Source organism: Bradyrhizobium sp. 23AC, assembly GCF_054863025.1.
Genome location: NZ_JAVAYN010000003.1, coordinates 52184 through 75224, shown reverse-complemented (window position 1 = coordinate 75224; position 23041 = coordinate 52184). Strand labels below are relative to the sequence as shown.

General features: G+C 66.0%; 22 protein-coding genes. 7 read left to right on the top strand and 15 right to left on the bottom strand.

Features of this window, described 5'->3' with window-relative positions:
- Nucleotides 1-87 precede the first annotated feature (87 nt).
- Both RAD10_RS08805 and RAD10_RS08800 read right to left on the bottom strand, forming a co-directional pair.
- A complete protein-coding gene (locus RAD10_RS08805; protein WP_028143187.1) occupies nt 88-867 on the bottom strand; it encodes an enoyl-CoA hydratase in 780 nt (259 codons plus the stop codon).
- A gap of 134 nt (nt 868-1001) precedes the next feature.
- Nucleotides 1002-1691 carry a hypothetical protein gene (locus RAD10_RS08800; protein ID WP_461617136.1) on the bottom strand — a complete coding sequence of 230 codons (690 nt, stop codon included), beginning with the start codon at nt 1689-1691 and terminating at the stop codon, nt 1002-1004.
- A gap of 291 nt (nt 1692-1982) precedes the next feature.
- Here RAD10_RS08800 and RAD10_RS08795 point away from each other — a divergent pair, with 291 nt between their 5' ends.
- Together RAD10_RS08795 and RAD10_RS08790 are read left to right on the top strand one after the other, a co-directional pair.
- The gene (locus RAD10_RS08795) at nt 1983-2528 is read left to right on the top strand and encodes a sigma-70 family RNA polymerase sigma factor (protein ID WP_028143185.1); all 546 of its coding nucleotides are present in this window, start codon (nt 1983-1985) and stop codon (nt 2526-2528) included.
- Between the two features lie 2 nt (nt 2529-2530).
- Entirely contained in the window at nt 2531-3169 is a 639-nt protein-coding gene (locus RAD10_RS08790) for an NrsF family protein (protein WP_461617135.1), read from the top strand.
- A gap of 12 nt (nt 3170-3181) precedes the next feature.
- Here RAD10_RS08790 and RAD10_RS08785 read toward each other — a convergent pair whose 3' ends face one another.
- Complete coding sequence (locus RAD10_RS08785) at nt 3182-4285, bottom strand: DUF2336 domain-containing protein (RefSeq protein WP_461617134.1); 1104 nt, start codon at nt 4283-4285, stop codon at nt 3182-3184.
- A gap of 63 nt (nt 4286-4348) precedes the next feature.
- Nucleotides 4349-5506, bottom strand: a complete 1158-nt coding sequence (locus RAD10_RS08780; protein ID WP_461617133.1) for a GGDEF domain-containing protein — start codon at nt 5504-5506, stop codon at nt 4349-4351.
- Nucleotides 5507-5944: 438 nt separating this feature from the next.
- Here RAD10_RS08780 and RAD10_RS08775 point away from each other — a divergent pair, with 438 nt between their 5' ends.
- The 4 genes from RAD10_RS08775 (at nt 5945) to RAD10_RS08760 (ending at nt 10210) form a co-directional block, all read left to right on the top strand.
- Nucleotides 5945-6514: a sigma-70 family RNA polymerase sigma factor gene (locus RAD10_RS08775; protein WP_461617132.1), complete on the top strand. Its 570-nt coding sequence runs from the start codon at nt 5945-5947 to the stop codon at nt 6512-6514.
- Nucleotides 6511-7206: a hypothetical protein gene (locus RAD10_RS08770; RefSeq protein WP_091953286.1), complete on the top strand. Its 696-nt coding sequence runs from the start codon at nt 6511-6513 to the stop codon at nt 7204-7206. Before RAD10_RS08775 ends, RAD10_RS08770 begins: the two co-directional genes overlap by 4 nt.
- Before the next feature lie 16 nt (nt 7207-7222).
- Nucleotides 7223-8938 carry a S8 family serine peptidase gene (locus RAD10_RS08765; protein ID WP_461617131.1) on the top strand — a complete coding sequence of 572 codons (1716 nt, stop codon included), beginning with the start codon at nt 7223-7225 and terminating at the stop codon, nt 8936-8938.
- A 525-nt stretch (nt 8939-9463) separates the two neighbouring features.
- Nucleotides 9464-10210: a TIGR03809 family protein gene (locus RAD10_RS08760; RefSeq protein WP_461617493.1), complete on the top strand. Its 747-nt coding sequence runs from the start codon at nt 9464-9466 to the stop codon at nt 10208-10210.
- A 29-nt stretch (nt 10211-10239) separates the two neighbouring features.
- Here the strand turns inward: RAD10_RS08760 and RAD10_RS08755 are convergent, their stop codons facing one another.
- From RAD10_RS08755 to RAD10_RS08730, 6 genes are all read right to left on the bottom strand, one after another.
- Nucleotides 10240-11610 (bottom strand): TIGR03808 family TAT-translocated repetitive protein, encoded by a 1371-nt coding sequence (locus RAD10_RS08755; protein WP_461617130.1) that lies wholly within the window; start codon nt 11608-11610, stop codon nt 10240-10242.
- Nucleotides 11611-11844: 234 nt separating this feature from the next.
- The gene (locus RAD10_RS08750) at nt 11845-12501 is read right to left on the bottom strand and encodes a pyroglutamyl-peptidase I (protein ID WP_461617129.1); all 657 of its coding nucleotides are present in this window, start codon (nt 12499-12501) and stop codon (nt 11845-11847) included.
- Nucleotides 12498-13487 carry a methylmalonyl Co-A mutase-associated GTPase MeaB gene (gene meaB, locus RAD10_RS08745; protein WP_461617128.1) on the bottom strand — a complete coding sequence of 330 codons (990 nt, stop codon included), beginning with the start codon at nt 13485-13487 and terminating at the stop codon, nt 12498-12500. The genes RAD10_RS08750 and meaB overlap by 4 nt, the downstream gene beginning before the upstream one ends.
- Before the next feature lie 51 nt (nt 13488-13538).
- Nucleotides 13539-15050, bottom strand: a complete 1512-nt coding sequence (locus RAD10_RS08740) for a tripartite tricarboxylate transporter permease (protein ID WP_461617127.1) — start codon at nt 15048-15050, stop codon at nt 13539-13541.
- Nucleotides 15051-15056: 6 nt separating this feature from the next.
- Nucleotides 15057-15548 (bottom strand): tripartite tricarboxylate transporter TctB family protein, encoded by a 492-nt coding sequence (locus RAD10_RS08735; RefSeq protein ID WP_091953270.1) that lies wholly within the window; start codon nt 15546-15548, stop codon nt 15057-15059.
- Between the two features lie 141 nt (nt 15549-15689).
- Entirely contained in the window at nt 15690-16682 is a 993-nt protein-coding gene (locus tag RAD10_RS08730; RefSeq protein ID WP_152103274.1) for a tripartite tricarboxylate transporter substrate binding protein, read from the bottom strand.
- Nucleotides 16683-16898: 216 nt separating this feature from the next.
- Between RAD10_RS08730 and RAD10_RS08725 the strand changes: the two genes are divergently transcribed.
- Nucleotides 16899-17366 carry an SRPBCC family protein gene (locus RAD10_RS08725; protein WP_461617126.1) on the top strand — a complete coding sequence of 156 codons (468 nt, stop codon included), beginning with the start codon at nt 16899-16901 and terminating at the stop codon, nt 17364-17366.
- 7 nt (nt 17367-17373) lie between these two features.
- Here RAD10_RS08725 and RAD10_RS08720 read toward each other — a convergent pair whose 3' ends face one another.
- From RAD10_RS08720 to RAD10_RS08700, 5 genes are read right to left on the bottom strand one after another with little or no spacing between them, the layout of a single operon-like run.
- Complete coding sequence (locus tag RAD10_RS08720; protein ID WP_461617125.1) at nt 17374-18153, bottom strand: RsiV family protein; 780 nt, start codon at nt 18151-18153, stop codon at nt 17374-17376.
- Between the two features lie 22 nt (nt 18154-18175).
- Nucleotides 18176-18472 carry a nucleotidyltransferase family protein gene (locus RAD10_RS08715; RefSeq protein WP_091953260.1) on the bottom strand — a complete coding sequence of 99 codons (297 nt, stop codon included), beginning with the start codon at nt 18470-18472 and terminating at the stop codon, nt 18176-18178.
- Between the two features lie 36 nt (nt 18473-18508).
- On the bottom strand, nt 18509-20665 hold the full coding sequence (gene scpA / locus RAD10_RS08710) for a methylmalonyl-CoA mutase (protein ID WP_461617124.1): 2157 nt from the start codon (nt 20663-20665) through the stop codon (nt 18509-18511).
- A 16-nt stretch (nt 20666-20681) separates the two neighbouring features.
- Nucleotides 20682-21146, bottom strand: a complete 465-nt coding sequence (locus tag RAD10_RS08705) for a GFA family protein (protein ID WP_092256652.1) — start codon at nt 21144-21146, stop codon at nt 20682-20684.
- Complete coding sequence (locus RAD10_RS08700) at nt 21143-23014, bottom strand: methylmalonyl-CoA mutase family protein (protein WP_461617123.1); 1872 nt, start codon at nt 23012-23014, stop codon at nt 21143-21145. The genes RAD10_RS08705 and RAD10_RS08700 overlap by 4 nt, the downstream gene beginning before the upstream one ends.
- Between the last annotated feature and the right edge of the window lie 27 nt (nt 23015-23041).

Below are 23041 nucleotides of genomic sequence, written 5' to 3'. Positions count from 1 at the left end.
TGAAATCCGTGCTTGTTGCAGCTTCGTCACAGGGGGGCTCTGCGGGAACGCAGCAGAGCCTTACACCAGCCTGACCGTTCCCTGACGTTACCGGTTCTTGTTCACCGGCTTGCGCTTCTCGATGAACGCCGCCATGCCCTCGGAGCGGTCCTCCAGCGCGAAGGTCGAGTGGAACAGGTTGCGCTCGACGCTCATGCCCTCGGCGAGCGTGGTCTCGAAAGCGCGGTTCACCGCTTCCTTGGCCATCGCGGCCGCAGGGCGCGACATCGCGGCGATCTTCTCGGCCGCCGCCATCACTTCGTCCATCAGCTTGTCAGCGGGCACGATGCGGCTGACGAGGCCGCTTCGCTCGGCTTCCGCCGCATCCATCATGCGGCCGGTGAGGCAGAGGTCCATCGCCTTGGACTTACCGATCGCGCGCGTCAGACGCTGGGTACCGCCGATGCCGGGAATGGTGCCGAGCGTGATCTCGGGCTGGCCGAACTTTGCGGTGTCGGCGGCGATGATGAAATCGCACATCATGGCGAGCTCGCAGCCGCCGCCGAGCGCATAGCCGGCAACCGCCGCAACCGTCGGCTTGCGGCAACGCGCGATACGGTCGCCGCCGATCGCGGCGAAATCCTCGGAGAACATGTCGATGAAGCCCTTCGGCTGCATCTCCTTGATGTCGGCGCCGGCGGCAAAGGCCTTCTCGCTGCCGGTCACGACGATGCAGCCGATGGCGTCATCGGCCTCGAGATCGTCCACCGCCGCGGCGATCTCGCGGAAGACGCCGAACGAGAGCGCGTTGAGCAGCTTCGGCCGGTTCAGCTTGATGATGCCGACCGCGCCTTTGCTTTCGACGATGATGTGTTCGAACGTGCTCATGCTCCACCCACGCTTTTGATTGGGCGGGCAATGTGCCCGCTGGCGCGGTGAGCTTCAAGGGGCTAACGGCCGCCGGAACACGCAGCAAGATGCGCGTTCCGGGGAGGTCTCTCAGGCCAGGATCGGGCCCGCAATCACGCCATGAACATGCGCGCGGCGGACGCCAGCGTCAGCAGCGTGCCGACGCCGATGAAGATCTTGCCGATCAGGGAGCTCTGGTCCCAGGCCGAGCTCTGCTGGGTGCTTGCCATCACCGGTGCCGGCCGGGGCTGGGCCTCGGTTGCGGCAATCACCGCCTTTTGCGCCGGCGGGCTGTCCTGTTGCGCGGCGCGGTCGATGTCGTTGAGCTGATCGGGGGCGACGACCTGGCTCTCGGCGTTCGCAGCGTTGGTATTATCGGCCGCTGCCTGGACATTGGTGTTGGCGCGGTCCGTCATCGCCGAGGCCGCAGCCGCGGTCGGGGTATCGGTGGTGGCGAGCTGCGCATTGGCGTTGGCGACCGCCGGCGGCATCTGGCTCAAGGCCGGGACGTTATTATCGGCCGCCTTGTTGTCAGACTTGGCCTCGTCGGCCTTGTTGTCGGCCTTGGCCGGAGCGGCGTTCTTGTCGGCCTTGTCGTCGGATTTCTGTGCTGTCTTGCCGCTGGTGGTGGTGCGGCGTGACTCATGGCGCCGGTGCTTGCTCGGCTTGGCCTCGTCGGTCTGCTTGCCCGCGCTCTCCGAATTGCTCGTGGCTGAGCTTGGGGCCGCCTGTGCAAGGCCTCCGAACAGCAACAATAGGCCGGCCAGAACGATCAGGGCCGCGCGCCCGCTGGCTTTCATCATGGTGATGATCTCCCCAATTCCGCCCGTCCCGGAAACGAACAGAGACCCCGGGGCGTGACGACAGCGGGGCAGAAAATGGGAATCTTCGGGCTACACCGGGCAAAACCGGGGCAGACCGGCCTCCGTGAAGCCAGCCGCCGGGTGCGGGACGGGCCGATCGGTGTTATGAGCCGTCGCAGACGTTTACGGCCGGTTCGGTCGCGGGGACCGGGGCATATCACGAATTCGTGATCTTGTCGGACCCCCGTAACAAATTGAACGGACGGCCGAATTGCATGGTGAGGGGCGCGCGTGCGCGGACGTGAGGACGAATGGACCGGCCTGATGCGGTCGGCCATGGCGGGCGATGATGCGGCCTATCATCGCCTGTTGAGGGCGGTCACGCCGGTGCTGCGCGCTGCCGCGAGACGAGGCCTGGCACGGGCAGGCCAGCCTCCCGACCAGGCAGAGGATATCGTGCAGGAGATTCTGTTGGCGGTGCATCTGAAGCGGCACACCTGGGACAGCGAAGCCCCCTTCGCGCCCTGGCTGTTTGCCATCGGCCGCAACAAGCTGATCGACTCGCTGCGCCGGCGCGGCAGACGCGTCTTCGTCAATATCGACGATTTTGCCGAAACCCTGCCGGGCGAGGCGCCCGAGGAAACGGCGTCCGCGGGCGAGGTCGCAGCCCAGCTCAACACCCTGCCGCAGCGCCAGCGCGACGTGCTGCAGTCGATCGCGGTCGAGAGCGCCTCGATCAAGGATACGGCGGCGAAGTTTTCGATGAGCGAGGGCGCGGTGCGCGTCGCGCTGCATCGCGGACTTGCGGCGCTGACGACTAAACTGCGGGACCAGTAGTCATGGACACCGATCAACTCATCCGTTCGCTCGCAGCCGACAATGCCCATCGCGCGCCGCGCGTCGGCGCCGTGCTGACCATGGCGCTCCTGGTGGCCGCGCCCTTGTCGATCCTGATCTTCGCGACGTTCCTCGGCGTGCGTCACGACGTGATGAGCGCGATGCACAACCCGTTCTTCGACATGAAGTTCGCGGTGACGCTGTCGCTCGCGATTCCCGCCATCATCGTCAGCCTGCATCTGTCGCGTCCCGAAGCCCTGCTGCGCGGCTGGGGCTGGCTGCTGCTGCTTCCCGTCGGGCTGCTCGCGGTCGCGATCGGCAGTGAGGCGATGATGGCGCCGGCCATGCCGATGACGATGCGCTTGATGGGCAAGAACTCAAGGGTGTGCCTGGTCGCAATTCCGGCGATGTCGCTGCCGCTGCTTGCGGGGGCGCTGTTCGGCCTGCGCCATGGCGCGCCGTCGCGCCCGGCGCTTGCCGGAGCACTCGCCGGCCTGGTGTCGGCCGGCCTTGCCGCGACGCTCTATGCCTCGCACTGCACCGACGATTCGCCGCTGTTCGTCGCGACCTGGTACACGCTCGCGACCGCGCTGGTGACGGCAATCGGCGCGGCGGTCGGGGCGAAAGTCCTGAGATACTGACCGCGCCGGACCTCACGCCGCCGGTGTCGTGCCCAGCTGCATGCGGTGGAAGCGCAGCACCTGCTGCGCGGTCGAGCTGCGCAGCGCCTCGTAAACGTCGCGCAGCGTCAGCATGTCGGTCTGCGACCCGCCGGAGAGCTTCTCGCGCATGGCGATGATGGCGCGCACGCTTGGCCAGGACATGCCGGCGACCTTGGCGAGGATCATCACGCCCTCGGTGCGGCTTTCGATCATCATGGTCTCGGCGGTCTCGACCGCGACGCCGGCGAGCGCCGCGAGCCCCGCATTGGTTTCGTCGAACTTGCCCTGCTCGGCGAAACTGGTGACCTGGAATTCGTTGAGGCGGCCGTCCTCGTGCAGCGACTTCACCAGCGCGCGCGCCATCTCGGTCTGCTTCGTCATGGCGGCAGCGCGGACCCTCTGGGCCACTTCCTGCACCACGCTCGACACCTCGTCCACGAGCTCCGGATGCGCGGCCTCGAGCTTCCTGCGCACGCTCAAGGACGCTTTCGCGACCAGCTTCAAATAGTGATGGCGCGGCAGGTCCGGCCGCTGGCCGATGCAGGTGGCGAGGTCGTCGTCGCGTTCGGCGCGGGTGACGAGATCGGAGAGGCTTCCCTCGGAGAGCCGCGCCCCCGGATTGCCGACGGTCGACTGCACCACGTCCTCGTTGCCGCGCGTCACCAGGACGTCGGTCAGCGCTTCCGACAGCACCCGCCGCAGCGAGATCGCCTTGAGATGCGCCTGGCCCCTCGTGCGCGCGATCTCGATCAAGGTCGTCTCGTCCAGCCGTTCCGATTTCGACAGCACGGGGCCGGAGACCTCGATGACCTCGTCGAGCGCGAGCGTGCGCATGATTTTCGGCGGCGCGGCCGCGATCGGTGCGAGGCGGTCGGCGAGCAGCGCCTTGGCCGACGTCTCGATCTGCTCGATCAGGCACTGGAACACGTCGTCGAACACGCGGATGTGGTCGTCGGAATAATCCACCGCGTTGCCCACGAACAGATCGGTGACGCGGCGCAGCGTCTCGACCCGGCGCGCGACGGTGCCGTGCGAGAGTGCAGCCTGCAATTCCTCGAGCAGATTCTCGGATGTTTTTGCGGATCTTGATCTCATGGCCCTGTCCTGGAGCGCTCGGTCCGGCGGCGGGTTCTGTCGCAGCAGGAAAAAATGGATTGGTCAGCTCGTTGCAATGCGGTTGCGCCCTTGCGCCTTGGCGGAATAGAGCGCGCGATCGGCGCGCGCGAGAAAGGTATCGGCAGTATCGACGTTGCGCAGCGTCACCACGCCCGCGGAAATGGTCACGCGCAAATTCAGGGAGAATGCGCTCCAGTCGAGGTCGGCGACGATGCTGCGCAAGCGCTCGAGCATGCGCTGTGCAGCGTCATCCGACGTGTCGGGCAGCAGCAGCAGGAATTCCTCGCCGCCATAGCGGCCGAAGCAGTCGGCCGGGCGGATGTTGGCGAACATGGTGATTGCGAAAGTGCGCAGCACCTCGTCGCCGACCGGATGGCCGTGGGCGTCGTTGATGCGCTTGAACCAGTCGAGATCGATCAGCGCGATCGCGCAAGGCATCGACGTCTGTCGCGACTTTTCGATCTCGGCATCGAGAAGCCGCATGATGCAGCGGCGGTTGTAGGAGCCGGTGAGTTCGTCGAGCTCGGCCAGCTCCTCGATACGCTGATAGGCGGCCTTCAGCTCGATACTGCGCCGGTACAGGATCTTGCGCAGGGTGGCGCCGAACAGGCCGAGAAAGGCGCACTGGCCGATCACCAGCACGAAGCAGAGCATCGAGGCGGTTCGCTCCAGGCGGGTCGTGACCGGCAGTCCGATCGGCAGGTCCGAGCCCAGGAAGACCAGCGCGAGCCCGCAGGTGGCAAGGCCCCAGGTCACCATCGCCTGGCTCGAGGTCATCCGCAGCGTGCCAAACGCGAAGATCAGAAACAGCACGGCGAGGAAAGCGACCCCGGCCGTCGGCACTGCGAGCAGGAACAGCAGCTGCAGCGCCATATGCGCCGAGATCTGGAAGACGGTGAGGTAATGATCCTCGAACCGGTCGCCGAAGCCGGCTTCCGACAGCACGGTGAACGTACCGATGATCAGGAGGCCGCCGAGCCAGAACAGCGACGGAACAGCCATGGAGACCGTGCCGCCATAGGCGTAGAGCAGCAGGACCGAGGCGCCCAGCGAATAGCTCGCCACTTGGCCGATATACATCTGGCGGCGCTGCCGGGCTCGGCGCGCCAGCACTTCAGAAGCCGCGGCCTCGGGCGTGAGCACGAGATCCGCGACCTCAGCGGCATTCCTCTCGGGAAAGGACGTCGCGGCCGTACTCATGGTCCCGCCAATGGTGATGTCAGCGTAAAAATCTACGTGGCAAGCCTTTAGGTTTGGTATCCTTGGAAACCGAATCCGAACCGTGCAGCGCGGAACAAGGTGGCAGGCCGGCGGGAGAAATTTTGCCGGTGATGAGGCATCCGTTTGCGATGCGATCGAGCCTAAGCCGGGCTTGGCGAGACATATGTCGTGCAGGGCTGCTATGGAACCGAACGAGGCCGGGCCGCCTGTGCCGGACAGGCATTCCGCAGGGAAGTGTTGCAGTATTATGTTACCGATCTGGATGAAGGCGGCTGACGGCCGCGGGTGGGACAAGAAAAATACGCGTATGTGGGGTAGGTCACACAAGCCTCCGTATGACCGCGGTAGACTGAAGAATTTTGCCCCCCCTATCGAACCGTCCGCCGCGCCGACCCGACCAACTTTGCGAGACGGGCATTGAGCGTGACACAGGCGGCTTCGGACGAGGTCCTGATCGCCAGGATCGCCCAAGGTGACCGGCTCGCCATGCAGGTGCTGTACGGGCGGCACCATGTCAGGGTCTACAGGTTCGGGCTCAGGCTCGTGCGGGACGAGCAGGCGGCGGAAGACCTCATCAGCGAGGTGTTTCTCGACGTCTGGCGTCAAGCCGGCAAGTTCGAGGGCCGATCCGCCGTTTCTACCTGGCTGCTGGCAATCACCCGTTTCAAGGCCCTCTCTGCGCTCCGGCGCAGGAAGGATTTTGAACTGGACGAAGACGCCGCCAACGCGATCGAGGATACGTCCGACAATCCGGAAACGGTGGCGCAGAAGAAGGATACCAGTGAAGCGTTGCGGGAGTGTCTGACGGGCCTCTCGCCGGACCATCGGGAAATCGTCGATCTCGTCTACTACCACGAGAAGTCCGTGGAAGAGGTGGCCGAAATCGTCGGGATACCGGAGAACACTGTGAAGACGCGCTTGTTTTATGCGCGCAAGAAACTGGCCGAACTGCTGAAGGCAGCCGGCGTTGAGCGAGGCTGGCCATGATGGCTTTGAGCAAGAAGATGCTGGAGCAAGAGCCCAGTGAGATTGAACTGCTGCTGCCGTGGCACGCGGCCGGCACGCTGAACGCGCGCGATGCGCGGCGGGTCGAGGAAGCGCTGGCGCGCGATCCCGAGCTTGCCAGGCAATATGCGGCTATCCGCGGCGAGTACGAAGAGACCATCCATCTGAACGAGAGCTTAGGGGCTCCGTCGGCGCGCGCGCTGCAGAAGCTGTTCGCCGCGATCGATGCCGAGCCGGCGCGGGCGAGCGGCTCGCTGCCGCTATCGGCGCGCATCTCGACCTTCTTCGCGAGCCTGTCGCCGCGCACGCTGGCGTGGTCGGCGAGCCTCGGCGCCATCGCGCTGATGCTGCAAGCCGGAATCATCGGCGCCGTGCTGATGAAGAACCAGCCCGCGACCTTCCAGACCGCCTCGCTCTCGACCAGCGGTCCGATCACACGCGAACTCGGCACGACTGTTCCGCCGGCGCGAGCGCTGGTGCGCTTCACGCCGGAGGCCCGCGTCGCCGACATCACCGCGCTGCTCGACAGCTACCAGGCCTCGATCATCGGCGATGCCAAGGGCGGCATGTTCCGCCTCCAGTTCGACAAGGCGATGAGCCAGGACGAGCTCGCCTCGCTGCTCGGCAAGATGCAGCGCGAGAAGTTCGTCAACCTCGCCGTCGCGGCGCCCTAGGCGCGCCGCTGATCCGATGACAGGCAAGTCCGAGAGCAGGGTGCGCGCCGGGGCCTACGCTTCATCGGTCGGCGCCGCGCTTCTGATCGCCGCCTGCCTCGGCGTCGAGGTTGCGCAGGCGCAGGCGATCATGCGCACGCCGACGATCAGCGTGCCCACGCGAACGCCGACCATCTCTCCGAGCCTCGCCCCGCGCATCGGTCCGACCATCTCGGCCAGGGCGGTGTCCGTCGACCGCGGCCCGCGGACGATGGCGACCATTCCCCACACCACGACGTCGCGCCTGCGGCCGACGACGACGGTGCTGCCCTATGCGCGCTACTCGCCGAACCTGTATCCGGCCTGTACCGCGCCCTATCGCGATGCCGACGGCGAATGCCTGGCGCAGCCGAATGCCGGCGGCGGTGGCTCGGGCAAACCCGCCAAGAAGAGCGCCGGCAAGGGCCGCGGCAACGCCACGCCGGCCGCCGCCAATCTTCACAGCTTCGCCAACGAATTCGTGGCCGAGATCGACGGCACATTGTCGCCCGGTGATGCTGACGCGCTGGCCCGCCGGCACGGCTTGACGCGGATCTCGTCGGAGAGCTTCCCGCTGATCGGGGCTACGTTCGGTCTGTTCCGCATCACGGATGGCCGGCCGTACGAGACGGTGCGGCGCGAATTCGCGGCCGACGGCAGCGTGCGCTCGGTCCAGGCGAACTTCCGCTATGTGCTGCAGGACCAGAAATCGCCGCCCCCCAGCGAAGGCGATCCTGCGCAATATGCACTGACAAAGCTCCGCTTGCCGCAGGCGCATACGCTGGCGCACGGCGCCAACGTCACGGTTGCCGTGATCGACTCCGGCATCGACACCAAGCATCCCGAGCTCGCCAATTCCGTCGCCGACAATTTCGATGCGCTCGGCAGCGCGGAGGGGCCGCACGTCCACGGCACCGGCATCGCCGGCGCCATCGTGGCGCATGACCGGCTGATGGGCAGCGCGCCCCAGGCGCGCATCATCGCGATCCGTGCCTTCGGTGGCAGCAATGGCGGCGCCGAGAGCTCGTCCTACATCATCCTGCGGTCGCTGAATTACGCCGCCGAGCACGGCGCGCAGATCGTCAATATGAGCTTTGCCGGTCCGAAGGACGCGGTGATCGAGCGCGCCATCGCGGCGACCGCCGCGCGCGGCCTCGTGCTGATCGCCGCCGCCGGCAATGCCGGCGCAAAATCGCCGCCGCTCTATCCAGCCGCCAATCCCAACGTGATCGCCGTCAGCGCGACCGATCAGCAGGACAGGCTGTTTACCGCATCCAACCGCGGCAATTACATCGCCGTCGCAGCGCCCGGGGTCGACATCTTCCTGCCGGCGCCGGACGGCAAGTACCAGATGACGTCGGGAACCTCGTTCTCGGCCGCCTATGTCTCCGGCGTCGCGGCGTTGCTGCTCGAGCGCAATTACACCTTGAAGCCGGAAGCGCTGCGCATGACGCTGGCGAAGACCGCGCGCGACCTCGGCTCCCCCGGGCGTGACGAGCTTTTCGGCGACGGCCAGACCGATGCGTTTGCCGCGGTCATGGCTGTTCCCGCCGACAGCGCGACGCCGGTTGCGGCTGCGTCCGGTACAACAAAACGTGAAGATGCCGGGAAGCGTCGCGACGAGCCTGGCACCCGCGCGATCGAACAACCCTCGCTGTCGAGCGCAGACGATAAATCCACGGTTTCTCAGGCGGATAGGCCGGCGACGCGATAGCGGCTGCGACAAAGATGCACGCGTTGGGAAGGTCAAAAAAGCGAACCCCGCATTGAACGTTCAGCCAGCTGCCACGACCAAATTATGTGGGAGCGGTCATCCCTCCCCATCAGTCATATCAGGCGCGAGCGCCCATCCACCCCAAGCGCCCATATGGCTTGACCCGTCCGGTTGTCCCCCCGGACGGGTCTTTTCTTTTCGGCATCCGATTCTTCGAAGCCTCGCGTTCGTTCAGCTTGCGGTTGATGGGACGGCGCTATGTTCGAGTCGGCTGTTCGCCCGGCGCGTCGCACCTCCGCTATGCTTGTGCGAGGCTTGACTCGAAAACACAGCAAATCTCCGCACGACTACGGTGATTGACGACGACTGCCGTGTCGTTGCTGGACAAGTCAAAACTTTTCCACAAAATATTCATGTCGCGTCTAAATTGATTCGTGTGCGTTGCGTCCCCCGCGTCCGTATTTTCCCCTGACGGGCTGGTTCATGACACATCGCCAAGAGTCTGATTGCGCGTCTGCGCGTGCCGTGGTCGCTGGCCGCGACGTCGCGGCGCGCTGGTGCGCTCTCGCCGAGCAGCGGCTGCAACATCTCTCCGAAATGTTCGAGACCGGCCGCTGGCGCCGTTATCACTCCGAGATCGCATTCCTCGAAAACATCCAGGAAGCCAAGCGCGCGGTCCAGACCTGGCGCGCGCTTGCGACCGGTGCTGATGTCGCCGAGGCCGCTGCAAGCGTGACGCCGGCATTTGGCTGGTCGCCGGCGACCATGCCCCGCGTGTTTCCGCGCGAGCAGCAGGCGCAGATCGTGCAGCCCAAGATCCTGCAGCCAAAGGCCGTCCACATCGCCCCCGAGACCGCCGTGCCGGTCAGGCTCGATCCGAAGCCGGACGTTCTCGCCGAGATCACCGAAGCCCCGATCGCGCCACTCGCCGCGCCCGCAGCCTCCGCTGCGATGGCGTCGTTTATCGCGCCTGCCGAGGTACCGCCGCTCAAGGCTCCGGCTGCGAGGGCGCCGCTGACCGCACCCGCCGTGAGGTCGCCGCTCGCCGTGCCCGCCGCAACGGCCCCATTCACCGCGCCTGAAGTGAGGCCGCCGCTGGCTGCGTCTGCCGCGAAGCCGCCGAAGACCGCGCCTGCCGCGATGGCATCGCTCCTGCCGCAGTTCGCCCCGCCAGCCGAGGAAATCGTCGCAGCCCCGGAGCGCGTCGTCGAATTCACCCTCAGCCTCGACGGCCTGCAAGCCAAGTACCCGCTGCTCAGGAACGCGTTCTAGCGTCTGGCGGCCAGAGGCGACGGGCGGCTTTAGCGCCGCACCGCATTGCCGCCGAGCACCACCTGTGCGAACCGCTGCGCGCCGTCGGCTGACAGATCCGAGGTTACGGCACGCGCGTGATCGAGGCCGACCACGGCGCCGCGCGGGGTCTCGGAGATCATGTTGTTGTTGACCAGCGCGATGCCGGCGCCCGGCACGACGGAGACGCCGACGCCGGCTAGCGCCTTGCGGATCACGTTGCCCGTGATGGCGACATCGCGCAGATATTTGCCCCAGCCGGCGACGATGCCGTAGGACGGCGCATTCTCGATCACGTTTCCGGTCACCGAGGTGTCGGCCTCGATGTAGATGCCGACGCCGGCATCGTCGTCCGGCGCGGTGCCGATCGGCCGCTTCGGGACCAGGTTGCGGATGATGTTGCCCTGGACCACCGCGATGCGGCCGCCTTCGTTGAAATTGCAGACGGAGACGCCGACGGCCGCGCCGTCCACCGTGTTGTTGGCGATCACCGCGGCCTCGAACGCGAACTCCGAATAGAGCGCGACCTCGCGCACGTCGCTGACGCTGTTGCCTGATATGTGAATGTTCGAGGCAGAGTTGCCGCGCACCGCGGAATAATCGCAGTTCCTGATGCGGTTGCCGCGCACGATCACGTTGCCGGCGCGGAAGGCATTGATGGCGTTGCCGTACTGGCCGGAGCCGCCGGGGCCTGCCTTGATGTTCTCGATGCGGTTGTCGGCGACGAGCGTGCCGTCGTCGCCGATCGCGGTCCGCAAGATCTCGATGCCGTTGTCGTTGGTGCCGATGATGGTGTTGCGGGAGACGCTGAGACCCCTGGCGTCGAAGGAGACCACCGCGGTGACCGCGATGTCAGTGAAGATGTTGCCGGAAATGTCGCCGGATACCTGCTCGAGCCAGATGCCGCTGCCGCCGGAGCGGGTGATCTCGCAATCGGCGATGCGGACGTCGCGCCCGCCGAGGACATGGATCAGCCCGCGCCGCGCCGGCAGCGGGATGCTGCCGCCGTCGAAGGTGATGCCGGTGAGGCCGATGGAGTCCGAGCCGTCGCTCTGGATCGCCGAGGCGCCGCCGGTGAAGACGAGCTTCGTTGCCCCACGCACGCCGATCAATTGTGCGCCGTTGGGCAGCCGCAACAGCCCGCTGCGATAGACGCCTGGTGGTAGCGCCAGTGGCAGCTGTGCGCGTGCAGTCTCGTCGATCGCGCGCTGCAGCGCGCGGGTCTGATCTTCGCTGCTGCCGGGCCGCACGCCGTATTGCGTGGCATCGCGGCCCAGCAGGGATGTCAGCGGCGCCGCGCGCGCGGCGTCGCCCGGCATGGCGAGTGCGCCCGCGATGCCTGCAGTCGAAGCTCCGATGAGATGACGGCGATTGAGGTCCATGACGCGTCCTCCGGCGGACGCGGGGGTCCGCGCCGGACTAGGTAGCGCAGGGCAGGCGAGGGCGCGGGGATTGTTCGCGGTAGGGTTAAATGTTTACCGCAAAGACGGTGCCGTAGGATGGGTTAGCCCTGGGGACTGCGCGAAGCGCAGTCCGCGCGGCGTAACCCACCATCTCCCCCGCGACTACGGTGTGTGCTGAAGCCAAGATGGTGGATTACGCTTCGCTAATCCACCCTACGAAGCCGGCGTGTTCCGCCCCTTCCGTGCCAACTGCACCATCTCCATCAGCATGGCTTCCCCCGCATCCACCAGCTCGTCCAGCGTGATCCGCGACGCGCCCTTGCGCCGGACCGCACCGCTGCGCGCAAGCAGGGGGATATGGATGAACGCCGCGAGCTGCGGCCCGCCCGCCCGCACATTCTCGATCGCGCGCCAGCTCAGATAGTTGCAGAGATAGGCGCCGGCATCGCGCGAGGCGCGCGCATCGATGCCGGTGAGGCGGGCGGCGCGCAGCAGCCTTGCCGTGTGCGGACCGAAGTTCATCGCGTCGGCATGGCCGGCGATGCCGCGCTTGCTCGAGCGGGTGTTGGCGGCATCGGGCCAGAGCATGGTGACGGCGTTGCGCGCGCGACTCTCGATGCGCAGGTAAGGCGTGCGTGCGGCGAGACCGAACATCAGCAGCGCATCCGGCTTCACCTTTGCGAGCACCTCCGGCAATTGCCGGTCGACCGCGGCATAGGTGACCGGGAATATGTGACTGGAGATCGCGATATCATCGAGTGCCGGGCGGCGCAGTTGCGCGAGCCGCGCGACCAGCGGCTGGGTCGGGTTATAGGGCGCGCCGGGGAAGGGGCCGAAGCCGGTGAGGAGAATGCGAAGCTTTTCGCTCATTGCAGCAACTCCAGGATCTGCTCGGCGGCGAGGGCCGGCGTGAGATGGCCGTCGGCGACCTCAGTCTCGATCTTCCGGACCTTGCTGCGAACCGAGGCTTCGCTGCGCAGCCGCGCCAGCATCCGTTGCTCCAGCATCGACCACATCCATTTCACCTGCTGCTGACGCCGCCGCGCGGCGAAATCGCCCGACGCGTTCATCGCCTTGCGGTGATCCAGGACCTTCTGCCAGAGGTCGGTGATGCCGGTGCCGGCCAGCGCCGAATAGGTGACGACGGGTGGGTGCCAATGTTCGGACCGCGGCGCCAAAATATGCAGCGCGCCGCGATAATCGGCGGCAGTGATGTTGGCGCGCTTGAGATTGTCGCCGTCGGCCTTGTTGATGGCGATCATGTCGGCGAGCTCGACCAGGCCCTTCTTGATACCCTGCAATTCGTCGCCGCCGCCCGGCAGCATCAGCGCGAGGAAGAAATCCGTCATGTCGCAGACCGCGGTCTCGGACTGGCCGATGCCGACGGTTTCGACCAGCACCACGTCGAAGCCGGCGGCCTCGCAAAGCAGCATCGCCTCGCGCGTTTTTGCCGCGACGCCGCCGAGCGTGCCCGAGGACGGCGAAGGGCGGATGAAGGCATGGTCGGAGGCCGACAGCCGCGCCATTCGCGTCTTGTCGCCGAGGATCGAGCCGCCGCTGCGTGCCGAGGACGGGTCGACCGCGAGCACCGCGACCTTGTGGCCCTGTTCGATCAGATAGGTCCCGAGCACATCGATGGTGGTGGACTTGCCGACGCCGGGCGATCCCGTGATGCCGACGCGGAACGCCTTGCCGGTGTCGGGCAGCAGCATCTGCACCAGCTCGCGCGCCAGCGCCTGGTGATCGCCGCGCCGGCTCTCCACCAGCGTGATGGCGCGGGCGAGGGCCGCGCGGCTTCCAGCGCGCAGGTCGCGGGCGAGAGATTTGATGTCCAGCGAGGCCTTCTTCTCAGTCATGCCCTGCTTTACAACGCCGAGGCGGGGCAGGCGAGGGCCGCTCGCCCGGAATCACCTGCTTGTCGCCGCCGCCGTCTGCACCGGTTTCACCTTGCGCCACACCCACACCATCACCGGCCACAGCAGGGCGCCGATCGCCATCGCGGCGAGGATGGCCGCGACCGGGCGCTCGAAGAACGGCAGGATACTGCCGTCGGACTTGATCAGTGACGTCACGAAGGCCTGCTCGACCATGGTCCCCATGACGATGCCGAGCACCATGGCGGCGACGGGATAGCCGTTCGCCTCCATGACGTAGCCGATCACGCCGAAGGCGGCGACGGTGACGACGCCGAACATGTTGTTGCCGATCGCGAACGAGCCGACCGCGCAGCACAACATGATGATCGGCATTATGGTCGAGGGCGGCGCCAGCAGGATGTAGGCGGCAACCCGGATCATGGCGATGCCGAGCGGGATCATCAGGATGTTCGCGATGATGAACATCAGGTAGATCGCGTACATGCTCGACGCCTTCTCGGTGAACAGCGTCGGGCCCGGATTGAGGCCCTTCATGTAGAGCACGCCGATCGCGATCGCGGCGATGGTGTCGCCGGGGATGCCGAACAGCAGCGAGGGCACCCAGCCCGAGGCGATGCTGGCATTGTTGCTGGCGCCGGCCTCGACCAGGCCCTCGACATGACCGGTGCCGAATTTTTCCGGCTCCTTGGAGAAGCGCTTCGACATCGCGTAGGAGACCCAGGCGGCCATGTCGGCACCGGCGCCGGGCAGCACGCCGATGATGATGCCGACGATGTTCCCGCGCGTCATCTGCCAGTGATACAGCTTGGTCAGCCTCCACTGGCCGGCCATGATGCTTCCGAATTTTCGCCGCGGCAGCGGCGGCGGCTCCGGCGTCAGCATCGCGCGCATCACCTGCGCCACCGCGAACACGCCGACCAGCGCCGGGATCGGCTCGATGCCGCCGAACAGATCGGTGAGGCCGAAGGTGAAGCGCGGCACGCCGCCGGGATTTTCGATGCCGATGCAGGAGACCAGCAGGCCGAGGAACATGCCGGCGATCGCCTTCACCGGGGAGGAGCGCGCCACCAAGGTGGCGCACATCAGACCGAGCAGCGCCAGCCAGAAATATTCGAAGGTCGAGAACGACAGCGCGATCTCGGCAAGCGGCGGCGCCAAGATCATCAGCGACAGCACGCCGGCGATGCCGCCGACGGCGGAGAACCAGACGCCGGCTCCGAGCGCGAGCTCGGCCTGGCCCTTGCGCGTCATGGCGTAAGCTTCATCCGCATAGGCGGCCGAGGCGGGCGTGCCGGGGATGCGCAGCAGTGCGCCCGGAATGTCGCCGGAGAAGATCGCCATCGAGGACGCCGCGACGATCGTCGCGATCGCTGCGATCGGCGAGAGGTAGAAGGTGACGGGGACGAGCAGGGCGGTCGCCATCGTTGCCGACAGGCCCGGCAGCGAGCCGATCACGAGGCCGTACACGGAGGCCGCGAACATCGCGATGATGACCTCCCAGGTGGAGATCAGCGCGAATGCTTCAATCAGGGTCTTGAGCATGGGGGATTACCAGGGCGTCGGCAGCAGGCCGGCAGGCAGCGGCACACGCAGCAGCTTGCCGAAGATGAGGTGGATGGCGAACGGCGACAGCGCGGCAAGCGGCAGCGCCAGCTTCCACTTCGCACCAAGCGCGGTGGACGTCACATAGACCATGATCGCCGCAGTGATGATGAAGCCGAGCCGGTCGGCGGCGGCGACGTAGAACAGCAGCAGCGCCGGCGGCAGCAAGGCGCGCAGGCCGTAGAGCTTGCCTTGCGGCGGCGGGGCGGCTGCCTGGCCGTCCTCAAGCGGAATCAGCTCTTCCTCCTCCTCGAAGGAGTGGCCGATCCCGAACACGATCGCGAGCCCGCACAGCGCAAGGCCGCTGCCGATCACGAGCGGAAACACGTTGGGGCCGACCGGCTGGCCCGGCACCGGCGGCAAGATCCAGCCGCCATAGGCCGCCGCAGCACCAAGCACGACGAGAAACGATCCCGTAACGGAGTCGGGAAGACGCATGGGAGGAGTCCTGTGAGAGAAGTTCTCCCTCGCCCCGCTTGCGGGGAGAGGGTTGGGGTGAGGGGGCTCTCCAGGTAGGACGGTGAGAGTTGGACTCTCCACGCAGGCGGGGAGAGGCGATCAGACCGTCTCGGTACCAGATCACGCCTTGCTCAAGCCGGCCGCCTTCATCGCTTCGCCCATCTGGGCGTCGCCCTTGTCCATGAAGCCTGCGAACTGGCCGGCATCTCCCCACACGGTGCCGAAGCCGCGATTGCTCATGAAGTCCTTGAACTCGGCGGACTCGTAGACCTTCTTCAGCGCCGCGGTGAGCTTGGTTGCGATCTCCGGCGGCAGGTTCTTCGGGGCGCCGATGCCGCGCCAGGCGCCGGTCGCATAGTCGATGCCCATCGCTTCCTTCAGCGTCGGCACGTCCTTGAAGATCGGGTTGCGCGCGGGGGCCATGATGGCGAGGCTCCTGGCCTTGCCGGCCTCGATGATGGCGCGCGCCTCCGGCACCGAGCAGGTGGTGAGGTCGAGGCCGCCCGCGGCGAGATCCTGCATCGCAGGGGCCGCGCCGTTCGAGGGCACCCAGGCGACCTGGTTGGCGGGCAGGCCCATCGCCTGCATCCAGCCGACTAGCGCCAGATGCCAGATGCCGCCCTGGCCGGTGCCGGAGGCCTTGAACTTGCCGGGAGGCGCCGCCTTGATCGCCTCGGCGAGCTCCTTGACCGTCTTGTAGGGCGAAGACGAGGAGACCTGGATGCCCGGCGGGTCCTCGTTCATCAGCGCCAGCGGCGTGTAGCTCTTCGGCGTCAGCTCGGTGAGGCCCTGCCAGTGCATCATCGAGATTTCGACGGTGAGCATGCCGATGGTGTAGCCGTCGGGCTGTGCGGTCGCGATCGCGCTATGGCCGACCACGCCGGAGCCGCCGGTGCGGTTGACCACGTTGAAGGGCTGGCCGAGGTCCTTTTCCAGCAGCGCAGCGACAATGCGCGCGGTCGCATCGGTTCCGCCACCCGCGCCCCACGGCACGATCACGGTGACCGGCCGGGCCGGATAGGCTTGCGCAAGTGCTGGCTTGAAGCCGAAAGCGGCGGATGCCGCAACTGCGGCGGTCGAAGCCGCAAAGGTGCGGCGCGAAATCTTGGACATTGAATCTCTCCCAGCGGCGCCCGTGACGTCGGGTGCTCTTCTCAATGCGCCATTCTAGTCGGCTTTGCAGCGCCGCCGCAAGGTAGCGCTACCAACGAGATCGACATGTTGTGTGAAAACAGCATGCCCGTCGGATGGGCAGTCGGAAATCGGGTGGGTTTTGCCCGCGCAATTCGCCAACCTCTGCGCGTAACGAAAGCCAAAGGCAAGCCACCGATGACCCAAGCCTATTACAGCGCCGTGCTGGACCGCCCGCTGAACGAAGTCTGGTCGCTGATCCGCGACTTCAACAACTATCCCGCTTACATCGACGGCGTGAGCGAGAGCGTGATCGAAGACGACAAGCGCGGCGATGAAGTCGGCGCGATCAGGCGCTTCTGCTATCTCGGAAACTGGATCCGCCAGCGCCTGGTCGATCACTCGGATCGGCAGCACACCCTGACCTATGCCGGTCTCGAAGCGCTACCGTATCCGCAAGATGACGGAAGCCAGACGCCGGCGCCGACGCGCTATCAAGGCACCATGCATCTGCGCCCGATCATCGAGGGCGATCGTACCCTCATCGAATGGTCGGTCGCGCTTGATACCGAGCCGGCGGATGCCGATCGCTGGCAAGCGCTATTCGCGTCCTGGATTCCTGATTGGACTGACTCACTTGCGCGAACGCTGGCGCGGGCCAGTTAGCGGCCGCTCACGGCTCCTCGGCGTCGCCCTTCGGCCGCGCGCCGCCGAAGATGCGCGCGCCTTCCGCGGTGAGATACGGCTTCAGCGTCTCCCACGGCACGAAGGCGACATATTCGCCCTCGGCGTAGGGGCCGACGGCGTAGGGCGGATAGTGGAAGGTCAGCCCGGAGCTCTTGCCCGCTTCAGTCGAGGGCGCGAGCGTCACCGCGCCGACCTTGAGCAGGCTCGGCGCGACACCTTTGAACCATTCGTCGGTTGCGGTCTCGCTGGCGTCGCGTTTTTTCTTCTCGGTGCGGAGCGAGGCGATGATGGCCTTCACTATGGCCTTCATCGTCGCCCCGTTATCGGCGGTCTCGGTGAAGAACGGGCGGATCGAGATGCGCTTGTTGTCGGCCTTGTCCCACAGGATCGTGTTCACGTCCGAATTGGGATGCGCGCCATGGGTGTTCATGTAGTCGTTGCGGAGGACGCTGACGTAGCGGTCAGCGACCACCGAGCGGATTCCGTATTTGCGCTCGAAATCCCAGCCGCCGTCCCTAGAGAACTGCGGATCGGCTTTGCGCGATGCGGCAGCTTCCGAGGCATTCTTGTCGAGCCATTTTTTGCCTTCCGCGAGGCAGTCCGCCGCCAGCGCCGCATCCGCCTTGATCCTGTCGTCGAGGAATACGCGGGCGTCGATGCTCTTGGTCTTGACGATCGCATCGGGCTTGGGGTCGGCGGCGAGGGCGGAGAACACGCATGTTGCGCTCAGCGTCAGGACGGCGCTCAAACCGGCGATAAATTTCAAGGATAGTGCTCCTGCGTGAGCGTCAGAATATCTCGTGTATGTCGTCTGCGATCCGCTCCGCAAAGCGGGGAGAGATGGAGCGGCGAACAGTTGCCTGTGCTTGCAAGCCAGTCGCATCCTCGATGATGTGCTCGACATCGATCAAGTTGAGCAGCGAAAAAGAGGTGTCCGGCTCGATCTCGACGAGAACGTCGATATCACTGTCAGGCCGATAATCGTCCCGGGCGCGCGAGCCGAAAATGGCAAGCTTCGATACGCCCTTGCCTTTGATGGCATCCGCGTTCTTGCGTATCGCAGCGATGATTTCGTCACGTGTCATGGACGCAACCGGCCGGTCACCCGGCCAGTCTATCAGCTACTCCGCCGCCTCGCTATGGCCGAGCCGGGCGTTCAGCTTGCGGATCAGCTCCTCGGCGGCGTCTGCAATCACGGTGCCGGGCGGGAAGATCGCTTCGGCGCCGGCGGCATAGAGCGCGTCGTAATCCTGCGGCGGCACCACGCCGCCGACGATGATCATGATGTCGTCGCGGCCCTGCTTCTTCAGCGCGGCCTTCAGCTCCGGCACGGCGGTGAGATGGGCCGCGGCGAGCGAGGAGACGCCGAGGATGTGCACGTCGTTCTCGACCGCCTGCCGCGCGGCCTCATCGGCGGTGGCGAACAGCGGCCCGATGTCGACGTCGAAGCCGATATCGGCGAACGCCGACGCGATCACCTTCTGGCCGCGGTCGTGGCCGTCCTGGCCGATCTTGGCAACCAGGATGCGCGGGCGGCGGCCTTCCGCCTCCTCGAAGGCGTCGATCAGCGCCTGAACTTTCTCGACTTGATTGCCCATGCTCGATGCTTCCCGCTTATAGACGCCGGTGATGGACTTGATCTCGGCGCGGTGCCGGCCGAACACTTTCTCCATCGCGTCCGAAATCTCGCCGACGGTCGCCTTGGCGCGCGCAGCATCAATGGCGAGCGCGAGCAGATTGCCGTTGCCTTCGCCGGCCGAGCGCGTGATCGCCGCGAGCGCGGCATCGACGTCCTTCTGGTTGCGCTCGGATTTCAGCCGCGTCAGCTTGTCGATCTGCAAGCGCCGCACATTGGTGTTGTCGACCTTCAGGATGTCGATCGGCACCTCGTCGGTCGGCTTGTACTTGTTGACGCCGATCACCGCCTGCTTGCCGGCGTCGATCCGCGCCTGCGTCTTGGCGGACGCTTCCTCGATGCGCAGCTTCGGCAGGCCGGCTTCGATTGCCTTCGCCATGCCGCCGAGCTCCTCGACCTCCTGGATGTGTCCCCACGCTTTCGCCGCGAGGTCGCGCGTCAGACGCTCGACATAATAGGAGCCGCCCCAGGGGTCGATGATGCGGGTGGTGCCGCTCTCCTGCTGCAGGAACAGCTGGGTGTTACGGGCGATGCGCGCAGAGAAGTCGGTCGGCAGCGCCAGCGCTTCGTCGAGCGCGTTGGTGTGCAGCGACTGGGTATGGCCTTGCGTTGCCGCCATCGCCTCGACCGTGGTGCGCATCACGTTGTTGAAGACGTCCTGCGCGGTCAGCGACCAACCCGAGGTCTGGGAATGCGTGCGCAGCGACAGCGAGCGTGGGTCTTTCGGATTGAAGGGTTTCAGCAGCTTCGCCCAGAGCAGGCGCGCGGCGCGCAGCTTGGCGACTTCCATGAAGAAGTTCATGCCGATCGCCCAGAAGAACGACAGCCGCGGTGCGAAGCGGTCGACGTCGAGACCTGCGGCAAGGCCGGCACGTAGATATTCGACGCCGTCGGCGAGCGTATAGGCAAGCTCGAGATCCTGCGTCGCGCCGGCCTCCTGCATGTGATAGCCGGAGATCGAGATCGAATTGTATTTCGGCATCTTTTGCGAGGTGTAGGCGAAGATGTCCGAGATGATCCGCATCGAGGGCGCGGGCGGATAGATGTAGGTGTTGCGAACCATGAACTCTTTCAGAATGTCGTTCTGAATGGTGCCCGACAGCTTCTCCGGCGGCACGCCCTGTTCCTCGGCGGCGGCGACATAGAGCGCGAGGATCGGCAGCACCGCGCCGTTCATGGTCATGGACACGCTCATCTGGTCGAGCGGGATCCCAGCGAACAGTGTGCGCATGTCGTAGATGGAATCGATGGCCACACCGGCCATGCCGACGTCGCCGCCGACGCGCGGATGATCGCTGTCATAACCGCGATGGGTCGCAAGGTCGAAGGCGACCGAGAGGCCCTTCTGTCCGGCAGCTAAGTTGCGGCGGTAGAATGCGTTGGAATCCTCCGCCGTGGAGAAGCCGGCATATTGCCGGACGGTCCAGGGCTGGTTGACATACATGGTCGGGTAGGGCCCGCGCAGATAAGGCGCGATGCCGGGATAGGTCTCGAGGAAATCGAGCCCGGCCAGGTCAGCCTCGCCATAAGCGGGCTTCACCAGAATGCCCTCGGGCGTCAGCCACGGTTCGGCGCTGCCTGACGGCGCGGCGGTCATGGCGCGCTCGAAGGCGACGTCTGCGAAGTTGGGAATGCGGCTCATGGTTTCAACCATATCCTCAATCATGATCCGGATGCTGATGGCTGACGATGGTCGCCATCTTCTCCGGTCCGTAATTCTGCTGCGTGGTCTGGCTCGGCAGATTGGCGATGCCGACCACCCAGCCGAGACGGGATTCGGTGCCGAACTGTCGTGTCGGAATGATCTGGTCAGGACGGTCGAACGCGCCGGTCATGATCTCGATCCGGTCGCCGCCGATGCGGCCGAAGCTCAGCGGCGTGCCGCAGCCGGCGCAAAAGCCGCGTTCGGCGATGGTGGAGGAGCGGAAGAACGACGGCTGCCCCTTTGTCCAGGCAAAGTCCGTCTTGTTGATGTCGGCAAAGGAGGCGAACGGCGCGCCGGCCGCCTTCTGGCACATGCGGCAGTGGCAGATCGAAATCCTGGTTGGCGCCGTCGTGACGCCAAAGCGCACGGCCCCGCATTGGCAGCCGCCGGTGAGAACTGGTTTGCCTGGTTCGGTCATTTCTGTTCCATCCGTCGATAGGCGTCTTGCAGCGTGGCAAGCGCATCGCCTCCGGCGAAGACAAAACCCGTGACGCCAGCGGCCCGCAGCGCCGCCTCGGTCTCGCTCGGGCGGCCTGCCAGATAGATATGTCGCCCGCCGGCCGTTTGCAGGGCCTTCGCTGCAGCTTCGGCGTGTTCCGCATAAACCTTGTCGTTGGAACAAAGACAGACAAGCTCGGCGCCCGAGGCCTTGAACGCTGCCGCGACCTTCGCTGGATCGCCAAAGCCCTCGCTGTCGACAGCCTGGATGCCGCCGGCCTCGAAGAAGCTCTTGGCGAAGGTCGCGCGCGCCGTGAAATCGGCGGCCGTGCCGAGATTGGCCAGGAACACTTTTGGCCGCGCACCGCGCGACTTGAGTGCTGCATCCGACTTGTCGCGCAGCGCCTCGAACGGTTCCGCCAGCCGGATCGGCGGCAGCGCATCGAACTTGTATTTCTGTTCGCCGTAAGGCGCGAGCGCAACCGGCGTTGCCTTCAGCACCGTGGCTTCGCTCTCGTGCAGGTTCGGAAACTCGCTGGCGCCGGTCAGCACGTCGCGACGCTTTGCGATGTTGGCGTCACGCGCTTTTCGCGCGGTCGCGACCTTGCTCTGGAACAGGCCCTGCTGAAGCGCGGCGAAGGCGCCGCCGGCGGTCTCGCTCTCCTGGAACAGAGCCCAGGCCGACTCGCAAAGCTGCGCCGTCAGCGTCTCGATGCCGCCTGCGCCAGCCGCGGGATCGCTGACCTTGGCGAGGTTGCTTTCTTCCAGTAGCAGGGCTTGCGTGTTGCGCGCCACGCGCCGCGCGAACGGATCGGGCAGGCCGAGCGCCAGCGTGTGCGGCAGCACGGTGATCGCGTTGGCGCCGGCGAGCCCTGCCGCGAACGTCGCGATGGTCGCGCGCAGCATGTTCACATAGGGATCGCGCTGCGTCAGCATGCGCCAGGCCGTATCGGCGGCGATGAACAATGGTTTGGGCGTCAGCCCGCACGCCGTTTCGATGCGCGCCCACAACAGCCGCAGCGCGCGGAATTTCGCCATGGTCAGGAACTGGTCGGCATCTGCGGCAAGCCGCGCATAGACCATGCCTTGCGCGGCTTCGAGCGGAATGCCAGCGCCTTCGATCGCGCGCAGATAAGCGACGCCGCAGGCGAGCACGAAGGCGAGCTCCTGCACCTCGGAGCCGCCGGCATCGTGGATCACGCGTCCGTCGGCGGAGGCGAACGGTCCCTTGAAGCCGAGCCCGGCGAGGCCCTTGATCGCGCCGGTGACGGCGGGAGCGATCTCCTCCCAGGTATAGGGACTGTGGCCCCACACCGCGCCGGCCGCGAGCGGATCGAGTCCGAAGCGGATGTTGCAGGCGGCGGGATCGAGGCCGTTGCCTTTCACATATTCCGCGACGTGGATCGCGGCCATCCGCGATTGCGGACCGATCTCGAGCTCGATGCCGATGCCGGCGTCGAGGTGAATGTCCTTTAGGACCTTTGCGATGGCTTCGGCCGAAGGTTCCAGGCCGAAACCGCGTGCGCCGTTGGCCCCAGCAAACACCAGCGCGAGCCCGGTCGCACCGTTCTCCAGGTCCTGCAAAGCCTGCGCATTGGCGAGCGCCGGATCGGGATGGTCGATCCGCTGGATGATTTGCCAGGGTGCAGCGGCCGGCCGTCCCATCACGGGCGCAACGTCCTTGGCGCGCGGATAGAGCGGTTCAATCTTGATTCCGTCATAGGTCTTGCCGACCAGCTTCTCGAACGGCGCGCCCTTCAGCACGCCGTCGACCAGCTTGCGCCAATCCTCGACGGTCGCCTTGGGAAAATCGGCCGCCAGCGGCAGGTCGTCAGTCACGGAGGTCATGCGGCCAAGGGCTCCCAAACGTATCGT

Excerpts from the sequence above, each read along its gene's own strand:
- RAD10_RS08805 (WP_028143187.1), bottom strand. The coding sequence starts at position 867 with ATGAGCACGTTCGAACACATCATCGTCGAAAGCAAAGGCGCGGTCGGC.
- RAD10_RS08800 (WP_461617136.1), bottom strand. The coding sequence starts at position 1,691 with ATGATGAAAGCCAGCGGGCGCGCGGCCCTGATCGTTCTGGCCGGCCTA.
- RAD10_RS08790 (WP_461617135.1), top strand. The coding sequence starts at position 2,531 with ATGGACACCGATCAACTCATCCGTTCGCTCGCAGCCGACAATGCCCAT.
- RAD10_RS08785 (WP_461617134.1), bottom strand. The coding sequence starts at position 4,285 with ATGAGATCAAGATCCGCAAAAACATCCGAGAATCTGCTCGAGGAATTG.
- RAD10_RS08780 (WP_461617133.1), bottom strand. The coding sequence starts at position 5,506 with ATGAGTACGGCCGCGACGTCCTTTCCCGAGAGGAATGCCGCTGAGGTC.
- RAD10_RS08770 (WP_091953286.1), top strand. The coding sequence starts at position 6,511 with ATGATGGCTTTGAGCAAGAAGATGCTGGAGCAAGAGCCCAGTGAGATT.
- RAD10_RS08765 (WP_461617131.1), top strand. The coding sequence starts at position 7,223 with ATGACAGGCAAGTCCGAGAGCAGGGTGCGCGCCGGGGCCTACGCTTCA.
- RAD10_RS08755 (WP_461617130.1), bottom strand. The coding sequence starts at position 11,610 with ATGGACCTCAATCGCCGTCATCTCATCGGAGCTTCGACTGCAGGCATC.
- RAD10_RS08750 (WP_461617129.1), bottom strand. The coding sequence starts at position 12,501 with ATGAGCGAAAAGCTTCGCATTCTCCTCACCGGCTTCGGCCCCTTCCCC.
- meaB (WP_461617128.1), bottom strand. The coding sequence starts at position 13,487 with ATGACTGAGAAGAAGGCCTCGCTGGACATCAAATCTCTCGCCCGCGAC.
- RAD10_RS08740 (WP_461617127.1), bottom strand. The coding sequence starts at position 15,050 with ATGCTCAAGACCCTGATTGAAGCATTCGCGCTGATCTCCACCTGGGAG.
- RAD10_RS08735 (WP_091953270.1), bottom strand. The coding sequence starts at position 15,548 with ATGCGTCTTCCCGACTCCGTTACGGGATCGTTTCTCGTCGTGCTTGGT.
- RAD10_RS08730 (WP_152103274.1), bottom strand. The coding sequence starts at position 16,682 with ATGTCCAAGATTTCGCGCCGCACCTTTGCGGCTTCGACCGCCGCAGTT.
- RAD10_RS08725 (WP_461617126.1), top strand. The coding sequence starts at position 16,899 with ATGACCCAAGCCTATTACAGCGCCGTGCTGGACCGCCCGCTGAACGAA.
- RAD10_RS08715 (WP_091953260.1), bottom strand. The coding sequence starts at position 18,472 with ATGACACGTGACGAAATCATCGCTGCGATACGCAAGAACGCGGATGCC.
- scpA (WP_461617124.1), bottom strand. The coding sequence starts at position 20,665 with ATGAGCCGCATTCCCAACTTCGCAGACGTCGCCTTCGAGCGCGCCATG.
- RAD10_RS08705 (WP_092256652.1), bottom strand. The coding sequence starts at position 21,146 with ATGACCGAACCAGGCAAACCAGTTCTCACCGGCGGCTGCCAATGCGGG.
- RAD10_RS08700 (WP_461617123.1), bottom strand. The coding sequence starts at position 23,014 with ATGACCTCCGTGACTGACGACCTGCCGCTGGCGGCCGATTTTCCCAAG.